Below are 17,065 nucleotides of genomic sequence, written 5' to 3' on the forward strand. Positions count from 1 at the left end.
GTGTATTTTATTTTTTAATATGAGTGTACCTCTAATGTTGCTGCAAGTGTTGTCTAAAAGTATAAATGCCTCTTACGCCCTGTCTCCTTCTCATATCTAAGTGTAGAGAAAATTTGAATAACTATAGACTGTATAACATATGTGCCACCCCAAAGTATATGGCTAACCCTAACAGGTCATTTGCTGTAGTTATAAAAGGGCCTGCAGCCACGGCAGGGTTAATGCCGAATTTATCCAGCACCATAGGCGTTATAGTTCCCATCAGCGAGGCCAGCATCACCACCGAAAACAGCGCAATAGAAACCACCAGCGAAAGCGACAAGTCACGGCGGAACAGGTAAGTCAGGGAGAAAACCAGCAAAGAAATAATAGCAGCATTTAAGAGCGCTACCAGCAGCACTTTCAGGAAACGCTTGCCGATGTTATCAAACATCACCTCGTTAGAAGAAAGCGTTTGAATAATAATAGACGAAGACTGTATACCTACATTACCTCCAGTTGCTGTGATGAGTGGCACAAACAGCGCAAGGGCTGGCAGGATAGCGATATCGCTCTCAAACATACCCATAAACTGAGCGGCCAGCATACCACCTACCATTCCGATCACAAGCCAGGGCAAACGTGCCCTAGAAATACGCAGCACGCTGTCATCTTCTTCTACGTTTTCGGTGATACCGGTCATGAGCTGGCGACTTAGCTCGGCCTGCTCCTGCATCACGTCTACCATATCGTCGATGGTGATGCGGCCCAGCAGGCGGCCCTGAATGTTGGTTACGGGAATTGCCTCGAGATCATAGCGCTGCATTATACTTACTACTTCGCTCTCATCTTTGTAAGACTCAATAGAAATAACATCTTCGCTGTAGATGTCCTTTACCTGGGCATCGTCTTTAGAAAGCAAGAGCTTTTTTACACTCACGCGGCCTACCAGTATATCACGGTTGTCTACCACATACACAGTATAAAAGCGCTCCACCTGCTCTGCCTGCCGGCGTATCTCTTCTATACATTGGCGCACACGCCAGTTAAGGTTTACTTTGATAAGCTCTTTGGCCATCAAACCACCGGCGCAGTCTTCTTCGTAGTGCAGCAGGTCCAGAATAGCGGCGGCTTTCTCCTCATTCTCCAGCAGCGCAATCACTTCCTCCCGTGTCTGCACCGACATCTCGTTCAGGATATCCACCGCGTCATCTGAATCCATCAGGTTCACGTAACGGGCGACTTCCTGGCTCGTGAAATTATCGAGAAACTCAGAACGGATGTCGTAATCTAAGTCGGAGAGAATTTCTGAACCCAGTTCGGGCGGCAAGGTATCAAGCACAAACCTGGATTCGTTTGCATCCAGCTCATACAACACGGTGGTAATATCGGCGGGGTGCATATCTTCCATCGTTCCCAGGATATAATCTTTATCCTGGCGCTCAATCGCCTGCTCTACCTCTTCAATATACTCGCGTGTTATCTCTACCTGCATGGTGTTCCTAAATATTCTGGTTTTGCTCTACTAGCTGCGTTAACGAAACAAACTCCTGTACTGAAAGCTGCTCGGGGCGTTCGTCGAATATGGGTAATGCTGTGACTTCAGCTGGCAAGTTAAAGCTTCGGAGGGAGTTTCGCAGCGTTTTGCGACGTGTGCCGAAACTTAGCTTTACAATCTGGCGAAACAGCTTTTCGTTGCAGTCCAGCTTCTCCACCTCGTTGCGCACCAACCTGATTACAGCTGACTTCACTTTGGGAGGCGGATTAAAGACCTGCTCCCCTACCGTAAATTTATACTCTATGGTATAAAAAGCCTGTAGCAGCACACTCAGAATGCCGTACACTTTAGAGCCCGGAGGCGAAGCCAGGCGTTCAGCCACCTCCTTCTGTATCATACACACCACCTCCGGCACCACATTACGATGGTCCAGCACTTTAAAAAATATCTGGCTGGAGATATTATAAGGGAAGTTGCCGATGATGGAAAATTTATCCGGGAATAGCGTGCTCAAGTCTGATCTTAAAAAGTCAGCCAGTATAATACGCTCGCCCAGTTCAGGAAAGTGCTCCTTCAGGTAATCGATAGATTCTTTATCGATATCCAGGATAGTTGTAGTGTACTCCTCGTGCTGCAGAAGGTATTTGGTGAGAACCCCCATGCCAGGGCCTATCTCCAGTACGTCTTTCACCCCTTGCGGCAGCGTGAGCTGTTCAACAATTTTGGCGGCTATGTTCTGGTCTACCAGAAAGTGCTGGCCCAGGTGCTTTTTTGGTCTTACGTTTCCCACGTTATACTATATGTCATGTTCCGGTACGGCTAAGTATACTTTTCCGCCCAAACCCGTTATACCTTTATTATGTGCGAAGCAGCAGCAAAGGCTGATTTTCGCATTCCGTATTATACTTACTATATTGCAGCCTCAAAGATACGAACGACAGATGCCAACACAACTTAAATACAACACAAGCTTAACGAAAAATGCAAACCTGGTGCTAATTGCGGCAGCTGGCGAAGCAGCACAGCTTCCCGAGCTGAAGTCCGAAGAGCAAGCGTATGTGCAGCAGCAGGTGCAACAGGAGAGCAAGCTTATCCTGCTAAACCGCTATTCGCACCGTGTATATGTAGTGATAGCACCCGAAGGCAAAGCAGAGAACGCTCGTAATGAGGCGCTGCGCCAGGCTGGTTATACCTTACTAAAGCAACTGAAAGCTGAGAAAACAGAAGAGATTACCTTAGTTGATAAAACGTCAACCGGAGCTAGCTTATACCTGGCAGAGGGAATTTACCTGAGCAACTATACCTATATCAAACATAAAACAAAGGATGCCAAACCGAGCTCGCTGCAAAGTATAACCATTGCCGATGAGCAGGTAAGCGAAGCGCAGGTGCAGGAACTGGCTTATGTGCTGGAGGCTGTGCTGCAATCGCGCGACCTGGTGAATGAACCTCATAGCCATCAATCAGCAAGCCAGTTTAGCGAGCAGTTGGAGACTTTGGCAAAAGAGGCCGGCTTTAAGATAGAGGTACTGGACGAGGTTAAAATCCAGACGCTGAAAATGGGCGGGCTACTGGCCGTGAACCAAGGCAGCGAAGAACCGCCTACCTTCAACATTATGGAGTGGAAGCCGGAGAACGCCAAAAACACCAAGCCTTATGTGCTGGTGGGCAAAGGTGTGGTGTATGATACGGGCGGCCTTAGCCTGAAGCCAACGCCAAACTCCATGGACTTTATGAAGTCTGATATGGCTGGTGCTGCTGCTGTGGCGGGTGTGCTTTATGCCGTTGCTAAAAACAAGCTGCCGCTATACGTTATCGGACTTGTACCAGCTACTGATAACCGCCCGGGCGGCCAGGCTGTGGCACCCGGCGATGTGATCACCATGCACGACGGAACTACCGTTGAGGTTATGAACACAGATGCGGAAGGCAGACTGATATTGGCGGATGCCCTGAGCTTTGCCAAAAAGTATGAGCCTGAGTTGGTGCTGGATTTCGCTACTTTAACGGGTTCAGCCATGCGCGCTATCGGCAAGCAAGCTGCCGTAGCCATGGGCACCGCCGGAGACGACACCATGTCTGCTTTGAAAAAAGCCGGAGAAAACGTGCATGAGCGTCTGGTAGAGTTTCCGCTTTGGGATGAGTATAAAAAAGAGCTGGAGTCAGACGTAGCCGATATCAAAAACCTGGGAGGAGCCGATGCAGGCGCTATCACAGCTGGTAAGTTTCTGGAAGTTTTCACCAGCTATCCTTGGGTTCACTTTGATATTGCCGGCACAGCCTACCTGCACGGCGAAGATTCTTATAGAGGCAAATTAGGCACTGGCACTGGCGTTCGCTTTATTTACAACTATCTTAGCGCATTGGCCCACTAATCAGAAATGGATAATAAATATAAATTGAAACTAGGTATCAGCATAGGCGACACGAACGGCATTGGCCCGGAAGTCATCATAAAGACTTTGTCTGATAACCGTATCCTTAACTATTGCACCCCAGTAATTTATGGCTCTGCAAAAGTGTTTAGCCAGCTGCGCAAAGAGCTAAAGGCCGAGCACTTTCAGTTTCAGCAGGTTGATGCTGCCAACGTACTTGTGCCGCGCAAAGTAAACCTGATTGACTGCTGCGCTGCTGAACTGGAACTAAACCCTGGCACACCAACACCTGAGTCAGGAAAGGCATCGCTGGATTCGCTGCTGGCTGCCTCCCGCGACCTGAAGGCAGGCTTGCTGGATGGACTGGTGACAGCTCCCATCAACAAAGACAATATACAGGCAGAGGAGTTTAACTTCCCGGGGCATACCGAATTTCTGACCTCCTACTTTGACGCACCAGAAAGCCTGATGCTATTAGTGAGCGGCGACCTGCGCGTGGCCACTGTAACAGGCCATATGCCAGTGAAAGAAGTTTCAGGTAAGATCACAGAGGAGTTGCTTATTCGTAAACTAACCATCCTGCTGGATTCTCTGCGCAAGGATTTCGGAATTCTGAAACCTCGTGTAGCCGTGCTGGGGCTTAACCCACACGCCGGAGAAAAAGGCTTATTAGGCAGAGAAGAACTGGAGGTTATCCGCCCTACAATCATGCAAATGAAGGAACGTGGGCACCTGGTATTCGGCCCTTACCCTGCTGATGGCTTCTTTGGTATGCAGCAGTACAAGCAGGTAGACGCTGTATTAGCCATGTATCACGATCAAGGGCTTATTCCGTTTAAAACACTGGCCTTTGAAAGCGGCGTAAATTACACGGCAGGTTTGCCCATTGTGCGCACCTCGCCAGACCATGGAACGGCCTATGATATTGCAACTAAGCACATTGCCAGTGAAACCTCTTTTAGAGAAGCATTGTTTTTAGCCTGCGATGTGATCCGGAAGCGATTAGCAGAGCAAATGCCCGCAGTATAATTAAGCGTGGGTATTTTATTTATCGAAAATATATTCTAATTTTGCGTCTTGCAATAAAAAGTCGGTTGTGAAGAAGCTCAGAGATTATGAAATCGGCATAGCCAAACTCAGCAATAAGAAGCATTCTTATGAGTTTGTGCTGGATGATGCTTTCTTTGATGAATTCGGGAAAGAAATCATACTTGGCGGTAATTTGCAGGCCATCGTGGAAATGGATAAGACAGAGTCGCTGCTTACCTTCCACTTTGATATCAAAGGTACTGTAAAGCTTATCTGCGACAGAAGCCTGGATGAATTTGATCATCCGGTAGATGTGCAGGCAACTTTCCGCATCAGATACGGTGAGGAGAATGCAGAGCTTGACGATGACTTGTGGCAGATTACACCGAATACGCAGTCCATTAACATTGCCCAGCATTTGCATGACTATATCAGTCTGTCGCTGCCAATGAAGAAACTGCATCCGCGCTTTGTGGAAGAAGAGGAAGACGATGACGACGAACAGGATATCCTGATTTACTCATCCCGCTACGATTCTGACACAGACGAGGAAGGAGATGATGACGAGGATGATAGCGACCCGCGTTGGGATGCTCTTCGGAATCTTAACTAGTGAATTTCAGAAGTAATAAAGTATAAACGTAAGTAAATTATCAACTAAAAATGGCACATCCTAAACGTAAGATTTCGAAGACCAGAAGAGATAAGAGAAGAACTCACCAGAAGCTCTCTGAGAAAGCCATTGCGATCTGCCCAACAACAGATACTCCTCACCTGTATCACCACGCTTATGTGGTAGATGGTGATTTGTTTCACAAGGGCAAGCTGGCTATCAAAAATTATACAACTAATGCCCAGTAAGCACTAGCCTACTATAGTTTTAGTTCTGTATAATTTAACACCCCCTGTAAATGAGAATCGCTTTAGACGCCATGGGCGGCGACTTTGCACCTGAAGCTATTGTTAAAGGTGCATTAATGGCCGTTCAGGAGATAGATCCGGGCACATCCATTTTGCTTATCGGCAAAGAGGATGTAGTAAACGGTCTGCTTCAAGAATATGGATATACGGGCAACAGCATTACAGTAATAAATGCAAGTCAGGTAATTGAGATGGGCGAACACCCTACCAAGGCCCTGACCCAAAAACCCGACTCCAGTATAGCTGTTGGCTATGGATTGCTAAAAATGCAGAAGGCAGATGCTTTCTGTAGTGCTGGCAACACCGGCGCTATGCTAGTTGGAGCCATGTTTAGCGTAAAATCAGTAGAGGGCATTTTACGGCCATCCATTGCAGGCCTTGTGCCTAAACTGAGTGGTGGTATGGGGGTGATTCTGGACGTTGGCGCTAATGCCGACTGCAAGCCGGAAGTTCTCGAGCAGTTCGGTGAGCTTGGTTCTATTTACGCCAAGTATGTGCTGGATATTCAGAACCCGAAAGTTGGCCTTATGAACCTTGGCGAAGAAGAAGGCAAAGGAACAATGCTTACCCAGGCTGCACACCAGCGCCTGAAAGCAAACGCCAGCATCAACTTTATCGGTAATATTGAAGGGCGAGATCTCTTCAATGATAAAGCCGATGTGATTGTCTGCGATGGGTATACTGGTAACATCATCCTGAAAATGGCTGAGTCGCTGTATGACATACTTAACGACAAAGGCGTACATGACCCATTCTTCGACAAGTTTAACTACGAAGCCGTAGGTGGCAGTCCTATTTTAGGGATCAACGGCAATGCCTTGATTGGCCATGGTGTCTCTAGCCCACGTGCTATATGCAACATGGTGCTACAGGCTCAGAAAATGGCTTCTTCCAAAATTTCGGAGCGTTTCCGCAAAAATTTCAGCGCTTAACATTTACTGTACAGGCGCAAGTATACTTGGCTTAATCTGTCAAAAGATTCTTTTTAAAAGAAACTGACAGGTTATGCCAAGTATTTTTTATTAAATTGCCTGCCTTAATCTTTATCACCTAAACCAATTTGACTAATGAGTAAGATTACTGCTGCCATTACAGGCGTGAGTGGCTATGTACCTGAATACGTGCTCACCAACAAGGAGCTTGAAACCATGGTGGAGACAAATGATGAATGGATCACATCACGCACAGGTATCAAAGAAAGGCGTATTCTGAAGGAAGAAGGGCAAGGAACATCACACATTGCGGTACCGGCAGTACTGGAGCTACTCAAAAAGACAAATACAAAGCCAGAAGAAGTAGACCTGCTGATCTGCGCTACCACCACTCCTGACATGGTTTTCCCGGCGACTGCCAACCTGATTACGGCAGAAGTGGGCGCTGTAAATGCTTTTGGTTACGACCTGCAGGCTGCTTGCTCAGGATTCCTTTTTGCTTTAGCAACGGGCTCTAAGTTTATCGAGACTGGTCAGTATAAAAAAGTAATCGTAGTAGGTGCTGATAAAATGTCTTCTATCGTTGACTATACTGACCGTGCTACGTGCATTATTTTTGGCGACGGCGGTGGCGCTGTGATGCTGGAGCCTAACACAGAAGGCTTGGGAATACAGGATTCCATACTTAAGTCCGATGGCACAGGCGCACAGTTCCTGCATATGAAGGCCGGAGGCAGCCGCAAACCAGCTACGATCGAAACAGTACAGGCACGCGAGCATTATGCTTTCCAGGAAGGGCAACAAGTATTTAAGTTTGCTGTAAAAGGTATGGCTGATGTATCTGCCGAAGTAATGGAGCGCAACAACCTGACAGGCGAAGATGTAGCTTGGCTGGTGCCACACCAGGCCAACAAGCGTATTATTGAGGCAACAGCTAACCGCATGGGCTTAAGTTCCGAGAAAGTTATGCTGAACATCCATAAGTATGGGAATACCACCAGCGGCACTATTCCGCTTTGCCTTTGGGAGTATGAAGATCAATTAAAAAAAGGCGACAACATTATTCTGGCTGCTTTTGGTGGCGGGTTTACCTGGGGCTCCATCTACCTGAAATGGGCTTACGACCCAAAGTAGATTTTGAATAACATACTACGACACAACAAGAGCGGCGCTTATAAAAAGCGCCGCTCTTGTTGTGTCTGTACTACCCTAAGCAGCCCCAACGAACTCTAAATCTTACCAGAAGATACAAAGCAAAGCGGTGGACATGATAAGTGCCCACCGCTTTGCTTTGTATTTTTATACTTAAAGTTAGTATAAATTTTAAACATGCTCTTAAGAAGAAACGACCTTACGGCATGTAAGACAGCTCAACTCTGAATCGCTGGTCTACCGCCCCAAGCTTTTGATAAGCTTTTTTAGAGAGACGCACTACCACCTTATCGTTTGCTCCGGTATCAGGCAGCTTACCAATAACGCGCACATATACAACCTCTCCGTTCATGGTGTTTTTTACCTGCATAATGGTACCGACAGGAGCTGTTTTATGCAGTGCCAGGTACTTATTTGTATCGTTAGATTTAGCATCAATCATTTCAGCCATTCCACTCTCCAGCATCTTCTTTACACCGGCTACCTCGGTCTCGGTAGCTTTTTCATCTACACGTTCGCTTGCTGAAGCAGTGGACACAGGCGTAGCAGGGGTAGTATTAGCTGAGGCGGAAGGAGCTGCTGTAGTGGTAGTCGCCTCCGGCTGCTTTATCTCGTCATCTGGCTCTGGCACATAAATAGGCTTTTTGGTAGCTTGTGCCATGCCCTTCCCTACAATAAGCTGGGTGCCAATTTCAATATTATTATCTGGTAAGTTATTCCAGGCTTTAATGTTATCAACGGATACATTATACATGCGCGAGATGGCGTACAATGTCTGCTTCGGCTCAACAGTGTGCAGTTTATTGCCTCCGTCATTTACCGTATAGGTACGATTGCTGGCAGCAGGAGCGGTAGTAGAAGCTGCGGGTGTAGTAGCACCCATCGACACAAAGCCTCGGGGGATAAGCACGATTTCACCGATTTTGATGGCTGTCTGTACACTAGGGTTGGCTCCTACAATCTGATCTACGGGCACATTATACTTTCGGGAAAGGGCATAAAGCGTTTCCTTTGGCTCTACTTTATGCTTCACAAAAAGCTTCCCTCCTTTTCGCTCCATGCCTACAGAATCTCTTACTGCTTCCGTACCGAAAGCATTGGCTGAGAAAGAAAGCGCTGGCACAACTACAAGCGTGATTAAAATAGATCGTAACATAATGGCTAGACTGAAAGTCGAAAAACCTGAAGAATGACTCTGTTCAGGATGAAAAAAAGATTATGCTTAAAGATAAAAAAAGTATCTGAACCAATTCCACTTAAACTGCTCCCGAGTTGTTCTTGTAAGAGCAAATTTCCGTCCAAATCGAAAATAACTAAGCTATTGCACAGTTTACCCTCCGTATCCTGGATATAAAAACTGATGATCAGGTGTGTGGCTGTTTCGGCATACTCTATGGCCTGCACAGCTGCTACACCTATTTGTAGTTCCAGAAAATGTTGCACCTGCTCAAAGTACTCCTCCCCCTCACGGTATAAAACCGGATAGTGGCAGTCGGCATAGCGGCTGCGGCTATGTTGCGCCACCACTTCCGCTGCCTGCACCTGGTTTAGCACCTGGCCTGTAGGCACACCGCTTTTTGGCGCCAATACCTGCATGGGTGCCTCCGGCTGCTTCGGATGGTAAGCTACTATCCCTTCAGGAGCTATGCCATAATAGGCAAGCTCTGTCTGCTCCCATACTTTGTAGCCCGTTTCAGGGGCAACTGCTACTATACCTTTGTGCTGGCCCAGTTTTTTGTCGCCATAGCCGTGCAAATAAATTTGCCCATGCTCTGCCTCCTCCAGCCCCTGCCACCACGCCTGCGCTTCTGGCAAAGCCAGTTGCTGCAAAATAAAACCATCTGTACCCAAAGTATAGAATTGCGTTAACAGCAGATCTGAGTCGCGCACCTCCAGGGCCAGCATATTGATCGTGGTATTAAGCCGAATACGCCACACAGGTGCGCTAAACTGGTATTTAAAAACCGGGTGTATGATAAGCCTCGAATTTTTGGTATATTATCTCCTGAACATGGTTTAAAACCGTCTGCAAATTTATGAAAATCAACCCAAAGCTTCAGCATCTGTTTGTATTCAATCTGTTGCTGTGCCTTTTATTAGCGCCATACGTTAGCAAAGCCCAGCAAACAAAGCCAAAGGTGTTCATTATGGAAGTGAATTCCGAGATTGATCCGAGAACCAACCGCTATACAGAACTAGCGCTGGAAGAAGCCACAAAAGTAGGGGCTGACCATGTACTGCTGGTGCTGGATACGTTTGGCGGTGCGCTGAATGATGCAGATGAGATTCGAAAACGCCTGTTGGAGTACCCGAAGCCAGTGTATGTGTTCATAGATAAAAATGCGGCCTCGGCAGGTGCTCTTATCTCCCTGGCCTGCGATAGTATATACATGGCTCCCGGCGCCAATATAGGAGCAGCTACGGTGGTAGGTGCCGATGGGCAGGCAGCACCTGGTAAGTACCAAAGCTACATGCGCTCCATTATGCGCTCTACTGCCGAAGCCAACGGCCGCAACCCGCACCTGGCCGAGGCAATGGTAGAGGCAAGCGTAGACAGCACCCTTTCAGCCGGGCAGGTTCTGACGCTTACTACATCCGAAGCAATCAAGTATGGCTTCTGCGATGGCGTAGCAACTAACGTGGATGGTGTGCTGGCTGAGCTTAACCTGCAGGATGCTGAGATCATCAGATACGAACTAAGCACAGCCAACAAAATCGTATCTATTTTCCTGAACCCCTTTATCAGCGGTATACTGTTGCTGGTGATTATCGGCGGGTTATACTTTGAGTTGCAGACACCTGGTATTGGTTTTCCGCTATTGGCAGCACTAGTGGCAGGCGTTTTATACTTAACACCCTACTACCTAACTGGCCTGGCCGAAAATTGGGAGATTCTGATGTTTGTAGGAGGAATTATACTTATTGTCCTGGAGCTTTTTGTGATTCCTGGGTTTGGCATTGCAGGTATCAGCGGCATTATACTTACAGTAGTATCGCTGGTGTTGGTAATGGTGAATAACCAGCTGTTTGATTTCACTTTTGTGCCATCTGATAACCTGATGAAGAGCCTCATTGCCGTAGTAATCGGTATGGTAGGCGCAGGTGTTATGATCGCCCTCACCTGGAACCGCGTACTTAACAGCCAATCTATGCAACGCATGGTGCTTAAGAATACATTTGACAGCGAAGAAGGATATCGTTCTGCCAATACCGCAGCTCACCTGGTAGGCAAAACTGGCGTAGCGCATACACGCATGGCACCATCTGGAAGAGTTATGATAGGTAATACGCTATACGACGCACAGGCACGTGATGGCTTTATAGAACGGGGCGATGCCGTACAAGTGGTAGACCATAGCACATTTGCGCTGCGCGTGAAGCGCATAGAAGTACAAGCTACGTCCGGAGAAGGCTTAGCGTAGTATAGCTGCCAGTAAATCCACTAAACTGCTATTTTATAAAAGAATTTATACTTTAAAAAGAACACAGGCTGTGCGTTTCTGTGGCTAGGTGTTTTACGTATAGCAAATTCAAATCTTCTGTCATCCTTCCAAAACGAAAAGCAAACATGAAATTAACCTTTCTGTCTTTTACCCTTTCGCTACTAACACTGGCGGCCTGCCAAAGCACCTCACAGCAGGAAAACGGCAGCCAAGCCACCACTGCTACCCTCCACTGGACCGGTGAAATTGCCGCCGACGGCTGCGGTTTTGAAGTAGAGATAGACGGGAAACGATACCTGCCCCAAAACGAAGATGCCATACCTGAGCAGTTTAAGCAACAGGAAAGCAGCCAGGTACAACTGGAATACGAGCCACTCGCTGAACCTATTGACCGCCGCTGCGGCATGCTGCCTCAGCCACGCGTGATGGATGCTATACGGGTTATTGCAGTCACGGCTTCTTAGCACCTCTTTAACCTCGGTTAAGCGGTTTTCATTTATTTAGGAGTGACTTCTGAATAAATGAAAACCGCTTAATGTTTAGCCCTATCCTGTTACTGCTATCCAGCTAGCGTAGAAGCAGGCAAAGCAGTATTATAAATCAAGTGTTACCCATTGCTTTTACTGGGATAATCACAGCGCTTGTGTAACTTTAAGCTTTGATCTAAACAGGTAAGAAGATGAAAGTAATCGGCATTATACCGGCTCGCTACGCCAGCACCCGTTTCCCAGGCAAACCCTTAACTGATATCAACGGCAAAAGCATGATACAGCGGGTGTATGAGCAGGCAAAAAAGTCTGGTCTTGCTGAAGTACTGGTGGCAACCGACGATGCACGCATTCTAGAGCACGTAAAAGCTTTTGGCGGTAAAGCTGTAATGACAGATTCCAACCACCAAAGCGGTACCGACCGCTGCTTTGAGGCTTATCAATTGAATGATGAGCCGTATGAGTATATTATCAATATACAGGGTGATGAACCTTTTATACATCCGGAACAAATTGAGTTGGTAGCTACCTGCTTTAACAGCACACATACCCAACTGGCTACACTGATCAAAAAAATAGAAACACCCGAAGAACTGTTTAACGTCAACTCACCAAAAGTAGTGGTGGGCACTACGGGCGAGGCTTTATACTTCAGCCGTCAGCCTATCCCCTATTGCCGCAACATTCCGAGTGACATCTGGCACAAGCAGCACACTTATTACAAGCACATCGGGATCTACGGTTACCGCGCTGATATTCTGGAGCAAATTACCCAACTTCCTCCCTCTGCACTGGAGACAGCAGAGTCGCTGGAGCAGTTGCGCTGGCTCGAGAACGGCTTCCGTATCACCACGGCCATTACCGACCATGAAACCATTGGCATTGATACGCCAGAAGATTTACAGCGAGCTATAGAAAGGAGCTAAGGTATACAGCAAAGCTATTATTTGCTAACAGATGGAGGCCCCGGAATGAAAAACTACACGCTAATGCGATTCGTAAGGCTGAACTTGTACTTCTTTACGATGTATAGTTTACTTACTGCCGTTTGGTACGGCTTAAGAGGAAAGTTTAACACAAGCACTTCACAAGAAGTAATTGGGGAGATAATGCTGAATGCAGCCATTTTCTCCTTGCTTTTCAGTGTGACCATCCTGCTGCTTTATCGCCGCACCAGCATACGCATACCTGTCAGCAAGTATAAACTGAAAGAATTACAGCAGAAGCTTGAGGAAAACGGTTTTCTAAAAACAGTGGTGACAGCCCAGAATTTACAGGTGTACAAGCCAACACCTCCCAAGGCTCCTGCTCTTGCCGGCAAAGTGTTTCTAGCGCAAACAAAAAACTTCTACCTCATTCAGGGGCCATCTAAATACCTCAAAGGCTTGTAGGAGCATGTTTTAGAAATTTATACTTTATGCTGCAGAACAAATTAAACATGCTCTCAACTAGAATCTCTTGCGGCTCTACATCAGGAAAAGAAATCATGCTGTTAAAGCATTACCCGCCTACGCGCTTGGCTTTGTAACCCGCCGCATGCAGCATCTGCAGTATTTTATCGCGAAAGTCACCCTGAATCAGGATTTCTCCATCTTTGGCAGAGCCACCCACACCACACTTGCTCTTTAGCATTTTACCCAGTTCCTTCAAATCATCATCAGAACCAACAAAGCCTTCTACCAGCGTCACCTGCTTGCCTCCTCTCGACTTCTTATCAAGCATTACTTTTAGGTTCTGCTGCTGCGGCGGTAACGTGTCTTGACTTTGCTCCTGTTCATAATCGTAATTAAATTCCTGGTTAGTAGAGTATACAACTCCCTGGCGGCCTTTCTTATTTTTATCACTCATGGTATCAATAATTTATGGCTGGTGAGGAATGGTTGATCCTGTTAAAGGTTTTTCTAAGAGTGCTTTAGAGATGCTACTTTTGCTATCCCTGCTTCAATCAATACACCATTCCTAATTCTTATTTATTAATTCATAATTCTTTCAAGGCACCACCACCTTCAGCGAGAGCGGCAACAATTGCACGTCAAACGCTGTCGCCTTACCCAAATAATCGCCATCGGCGTGGTACATAATGGGCTCCTCCATGTATACTTTTACATGTTCTGTGGTAAAATATTCGGCACTGTCGGAGTGGGCAAGTGTTTTAGTAAGCATGCAGTAGCTTAAGTTCAGAGCTTTTATTAAATCCAGACGCCGAACCAGGCATACATCCAGTTTGCCATCCTTTATATCTGCCATCGGTGCGATATAGGCATTATTACCATACTGTGCTGCATTCGCGAAGGCCATTACAAAGCAATCAGTGTCGAAAGTAGTGCCGTTAATGCTTGCTTTTAGAGGCAGGTGTTTGTAAGACATAACTTCTTTCATCACCAGCTCCACATACGTCTGCAAGCCTCGCTTTTTGTTACCAGCAAACACAGAACTGATGTAAGCATCGAAACCAATTCCAGCGGTCGTAAAAAAAGGGTGCCCGTTTATACATCCACTGTCTATACTTGCCACTTGCCCTTTGTTTAGTAGCTGGATGGCCTTATCCAGCGCCAAAGGAATCTTGAGATGCCGTGCCAACCCATTACCAGATCCTTTCGGCAGTATACCCAAAGCTGTATTCGTGTTCAACAAGCCTCTTGCCACTTCGTTCACAGTACCATCCCCTCCTACGGCCACCACCACTTCGCAACCTGCTTCTGCTGCCTCGCGGGCAAGCTCAGGGGCATGTCCAGCATGGGTGGTGTAAACAATGTCGTGCTTATACTTCTCGTGGTCAAGAAGTATAGCTATACGTGCAGCCACATCAACACGGCTTTTAGGGCCTGATGTAGGATTGATAATGAACCTGATTTGTGGGCGTTTGCTCATGAACGTGGCTTTTGGGCCTGCGCAAAAATACCCTTTTCAGGTGGATATAAAAAAAGCCTGCTGCATTAAGGCACCAGGCTTTGGAGAGATTTTATACTTGCTATTTTAGCTGAAGGGTCAGCACAGGTATCTGTGTGTGATTTACCAGATCTTCGGCTATACTTCCGCTTAGCAGGTGTGCAAAGCCTGTGCGGCCATGGGTAGCCATCATAATCAGATCAGCCCTCACCTCCTGAGCAAAGTGAAGTATTCCGTCTTCCTCCACGGTATCATTATACACGTTGATAGTATAATTTTGCAAGCCATACTTTTGCGCAGCGTGTTCTAACTTCTGTTTTAGGTTAGTGCTCGACTCAAAAGCACCAGGCGTGTTGATGTAAACTAAGTGTACACGTGCGCCGAACAACTCCTGAAACATTTTAAACTTCTCCATCGCCTGCCCCACTTCTCGTTTGAAATCAGAGGCCAGCACAATCTCCCGCACGTTAAAATCGCGGTGCTGATGCTTTACAGTTAATACAGGGCATTCCGCAGCACGAACCACCTTCTCTGTATTGGAGCCAATCAGGAATTCATCAAACCCGCTGGAGCCTTTAGAACCCATCACCACCAGGTCCACGTTGTCATCCTTTATGGTGCGCTTTATCTTGCTGATTGGCCGGTCTACCTCAACTTCATGCACAACCTCCACGCCTTCTGTCGGATAGCTGCGGATCAACTCGTTCATGTGCTCTTTGGTACTCTCCAGCAGACGCAGCATGTATACCTGTTCCATGCCATTGCTACCCACCATTACATCGCCTGTCGCGCTGAAGTTTGGGGAGTAGTAAGGCGTTTCCACCACATGCAGCAGCTTGATGGCAGCTCCTGTTCTGTGCGCTATAGCAAGGGCTACCTGGTAGGCATTCCGGGCTTCTTCTGAGAAATCTGTGGGTACTAAAATTCTTTTCATGGTTTGTGCGGTTATGACAGCTATATGTGTCGTTTAACTACGATAAAAATATAGGCTATATCTAATATAAACGATGATATATGTCACTTTATACTATAAACTGCTCAACCTTGTTCAGGCAGTATAAAAAGCAAGAGCCCGCTTCTTGAGAGAAGCGGGCTCTTGCTTTTTATACTATAGCTTTTGCTTATCCGATTCGAGTGATCAGGTCAGCAGCACGGTTAGAATAACCTGTTTCGTTATCATACCAGCCTACCACTTTTACAAGTGTTCCGTTTGCTGATGTCATCTCTGCATCAAAGATACAAGAATGGGTGTTACCCACGATGTCAATGGAAACAATTGGATCTTCTGTGTACTCCAGAACACCTTTCATGGCACCTTCAGCCGCTTTTTTCATAGCCGCGTTGATTTCTTCTTTCGTTGCAGCTTTCTTCAGCACAACAGTAAAGTCAGTAAGTGAACCATCTGGAATTGGAACGCGCATTGCTACCCCATCCAATTTACCTTGCAGGTGAGGAAGTACTAATCCAACTGCCTTTGCAGCTCCTGTTGATGTTGGAATAATAGAGTAAGCTGCAGCACGAGCACGACGCAAATCTTTGTGAGGCGCATCCTGCAGGTTTTGATCAGAAGTATAAGCGTGTACTGTCGTGATATAGCCTTTCTCAATACCGAACGTATCGTCCAATACCTTTGCCATTGGCGCAAGGCAGTTGGTGGTACAAGATGCATTAGAAAGGATTTTCTCCTCCCCTGTCAGCACATCTTCGTTCACACCCAGCACTACTGTTGTGATATTACCTTTAGCAGGAGCAGATATTACTACCTTTTTGGCACCAGCCTCCAGGTGACCACCAGCGCTTTGCTCATCCACAAAACGGCCAGTAGACTCCAGCACCACATCAACACCTAGCTCGCCCCAAGGCAAGTTCTTAGGCTCGCGCTCGGCTGTGATCCTTATTTCAGTTCCGTTTACGATAATGCCATTTTGAGACGCCTCCACAGTGCCGTCAAATTTTCCGTGCACAGAGTCATACTTCAGCAAATGCGCCAATGTAGCTGTATCTGTCAGGTCGTTGATGGCAACGACCTCTACATTGTCTTTCTGAAGCAGGGCCTTAAAAGTAAGTCTGCCGATACGGCCGAAGCCGTTAATTGCAACTTTTATTTTAGACATGGTATCTAGTTATTGAGAGTTTGTTAATGCTGCTAAGTTACGAGATCGCATAGAGTAAAACCAATATTTTTTTCTACGCTGATCTAGAAGAGCTTACGTAGAAACAAAAAAATATTTGCCTAAAATATTTGCAAGCTGGAAAACACCCTCTATATTTGCACCACAATCAGACAGAACGGCCCGTTCGTCTAGGGGTTAGGACGCTAGATTTTCATTCTAGTAACAGGGGTTCGATTCCCCTACGG

The 17,065-nt window shown here is 46.8% G+C and carries 18 protein-coding genes; 10 read left to right on the forward strand and 8 right to left on the reverse strand.

The window, feature by feature from the left end; all coding sequences use genetic code 11:
• Nucleotides 1-121 precede the first annotated feature (121 nt).
• On the reverse strand, nt 122-1,474 hold the full coding sequence (mgtE, locus tag ACFQ2O_RS11965) for a magnesium transporter (protein ID WP_377527828.1): 1,353 nt from the start codon (nt 1,472-1,474) through the stop codon (nt 122-124).
• A 7-nt stretch (nt 1,475-1,481) separates the two neighbouring features.
• On the reverse strand, nt 1,482-2,267 hold the full coding sequence (rsmA, locus tag ACFQ2O_RS11970) for a 16S rRNA (adenine(1518)-N(6)/adenine(1519)-N(6))-dimethyltransferase RsmA (protein WP_377527831.1): 786 nt from the start codon (nt 2,265-2,267) through the stop codon (nt 1,482-1,484).
• 151 nt (nt 2,268-2,418) lie between these two features.
• On the opposite strand from rsmA, the gene ACFQ2O_RS11975 reads away from it, so the two are divergent.
• The 6 genes from ACFQ2O_RS11975 (at nt 2,419) to ACFQ2O_RS12000 (ending at nt 7,868) form a co-directional block, all read left to right on the forward strand.
• Complete coding sequence (locus tag ACFQ2O_RS11975; RefSeq protein ID WP_377527834.1) at nt 2,419-3,852, forward strand: leucyl aminopeptidase family protein; 1,434 nt, start codon at nt 2,419-2,421, stop codon at nt 3,850-3,852.
• 6 nt (nt 3,853-3,858) lie between these two features.
• Nucleotides 3,859-4,881: a 4-hydroxythreonine-4-phosphate dehydrogenase PdxA gene (pdxA, locus tag ACFQ2O_RS11980; protein WP_377527837.1), complete on the forward strand. Its 1,023-nt coding sequence runs from the start codon at nt 3,859-3,861 to the stop codon at nt 4,879-4,881.
• Nucleotides 4,882-4,948: 67 nt separating this feature from the next.
• Nucleotides 4,949-5,494 carry a YceD family protein gene (locus tag ACFQ2O_RS11985; RefSeq protein ID WP_377527841.1) on the forward strand — a complete coding sequence of 182 codons (546 nt, stop codon included), beginning with the start codon at nt 4,949-4,951 and terminating at the stop codon, nt 5,492-5,494.
• A 50-nt stretch (nt 5,495-5,544) separates the two neighbouring features.
• On the forward strand, nt 5,545-5,742 hold the full coding sequence (gene rpmF, locus ACFQ2O_RS11990) for a 50S ribosomal protein L32 (RefSeq protein WP_377527844.1): 198 nt from the start codon (nt 5,545-5,547) through the stop codon (nt 5,740-5,742).
• Nucleotides 5,743-5,792: 50 nt separating this feature from the next.
• Entirely contained in the window at nt 5,793-6,734 is a 942-nt protein-coding gene (gene plsX / locus ACFQ2O_RS11995) for a phosphate acyltransferase PlsX (RefSeq protein WP_377527848.1), read from the forward strand.
• 135 nt (nt 6,735-6,869) lie between these two features.
• On the forward strand, nt 6,870-7,868 hold the full coding sequence (locus ACFQ2O_RS12000) for a beta-ketoacyl-ACP synthase III (RefSeq protein WP_377527851.1): 999 nt from the start codon (nt 6,870-6,872) through the stop codon (nt 7,866-7,868).
• Between the two features lie 217 nt (nt 7,869-8,085).
• Here ACFQ2O_RS12000 and ACFQ2O_RS12005 read toward each other — a convergent pair whose 3' ends face one another.
• Nucleotides 8,086-9,042, reverse strand: coding sequence for a LysM peptidoglycan-binding domain-containing protein (locus ACFQ2O_RS12005; protein WP_377527855.1), 957 nt, complete (start codon nt 9,040-9,042; stop codon nt 8,086-8,088).
• A 5-nt stretch (nt 9,043-9,047) separates the two neighbouring features.
• Nucleotides 9,048-9,824, reverse strand: coding sequence for a DUF4905 domain-containing protein (locus tag ACFQ2O_RS12010; protein WP_377527858.1), 777 nt, complete (start codon nt 9,822-9,824; stop codon nt 9,048-9,050).
• Nucleotides 9,825-9,922: 98 nt separating this feature from the next.
• Here ACFQ2O_RS12010 and ACFQ2O_RS12015 point away from each other — a divergent pair, with 98 nt between their 5' ends.
• The 4 genes from ACFQ2O_RS12015 (at nt 9,923) to ACFQ2O_RS12030 (ending at nt 13,208) form a co-directional block, all read left to right on the forward strand.
• Nucleotides 9,923-11,308, forward strand: coding sequence for an NfeD family protein (locus tag ACFQ2O_RS12015; RefSeq protein ID WP_377527862.1), 1,386 nt, complete (start codon nt 9,923-9,925; stop codon nt 11,306-11,308).
• A 146-nt stretch (nt 11,309-11,454) separates the two neighbouring features.
• Nucleotides 11,455-11,793: a hypothetical protein gene (locus tag ACFQ2O_RS12020; protein ID WP_377527865.1), complete on the forward strand. Its 339-nt coding sequence runs from the start codon at nt 11,455-11,457 to the stop codon at nt 11,791-11,793.
• Nucleotides 11,794-12,008: 215 nt separating this feature from the next.
• Nucleotides 12,009-12,743 carry a 3-deoxy-manno-octulosonate cytidylyltransferase gene (gene kdsB, locus ACFQ2O_RS12025; RefSeq protein WP_377527868.1) on the forward strand — a complete coding sequence of 245 codons (735 nt, stop codon included), beginning with the start codon at nt 12,009-12,011 and terminating at the stop codon, nt 12,741-12,743.
• Nucleotides 12,744-12,806: 63 nt separating this feature from the next.
• A complete protein-coding gene (locus tag ACFQ2O_RS12030) occupies nt 12,807-13,208 on the forward strand; it encodes a hypothetical protein (RefSeq protein ID WP_377527872.1) in 402 nt (133 codons plus the stop codon).
• A gap of 109 nt (nt 13,209-13,317) precedes the next feature.
• Here the strand turns inward: ACFQ2O_RS12030 and ACFQ2O_RS12035 are convergent, their stop codons facing one another.
• From ACFQ2O_RS12035 to gap, 4 genes are all read right to left on the reverse strand, one after another.
• Nucleotides 13,318-13,665 (reverse strand): translation initiation factor, encoded by a 348-nt coding sequence (locus ACFQ2O_RS12035; protein ID WP_377527875.1) that lies wholly within the window; start codon nt 13,663-13,665, stop codon nt 13,318-13,320.
• A gap of 141 nt (nt 13,666-13,806) precedes the next feature.
• Entirely contained in the window at nt 13,807-14,688 is an 882-nt protein-coding gene (locus ACFQ2O_RS12040; RefSeq protein ID WP_377527878.1) for a diacylglycerol/lipid kinase family protein, read from the reverse strand.
• 100 nt (nt 14,689-14,788) lie between these two features.
• Nucleotides 14,789-15,640, reverse strand: coding sequence for a universal stress protein (locus tag ACFQ2O_RS12045; RefSeq protein ID WP_377527881.1), 852 nt, complete (start codon nt 15,638-15,640; stop codon nt 14,789-14,791).
• A 187-nt stretch (nt 15,641-15,827) separates the two neighbouring features.
• Nucleotides 15,828-16,820: a type I glyceraldehyde-3-phosphate dehydrogenase gene (gap, locus tag ACFQ2O_RS12050; protein WP_377527884.1), complete on the reverse strand. Its 993-nt coding sequence runs from the start codon at nt 16,818-16,820 to the stop codon at nt 15,828-15,830.
• Between the last annotated feature and the right edge of the window lie 245 nt (nt 16,821-17,065).

Origin of the sequence: Pontibacter rugosus (genome assembly GCF_042678745.1) — a bacterium.
Lineage (GTDB): Bacteria > Bacteroidota > Bacteroidia > Cytophagales > Hymenobacteraceae > Pontibacter > Pontibacter rugosus.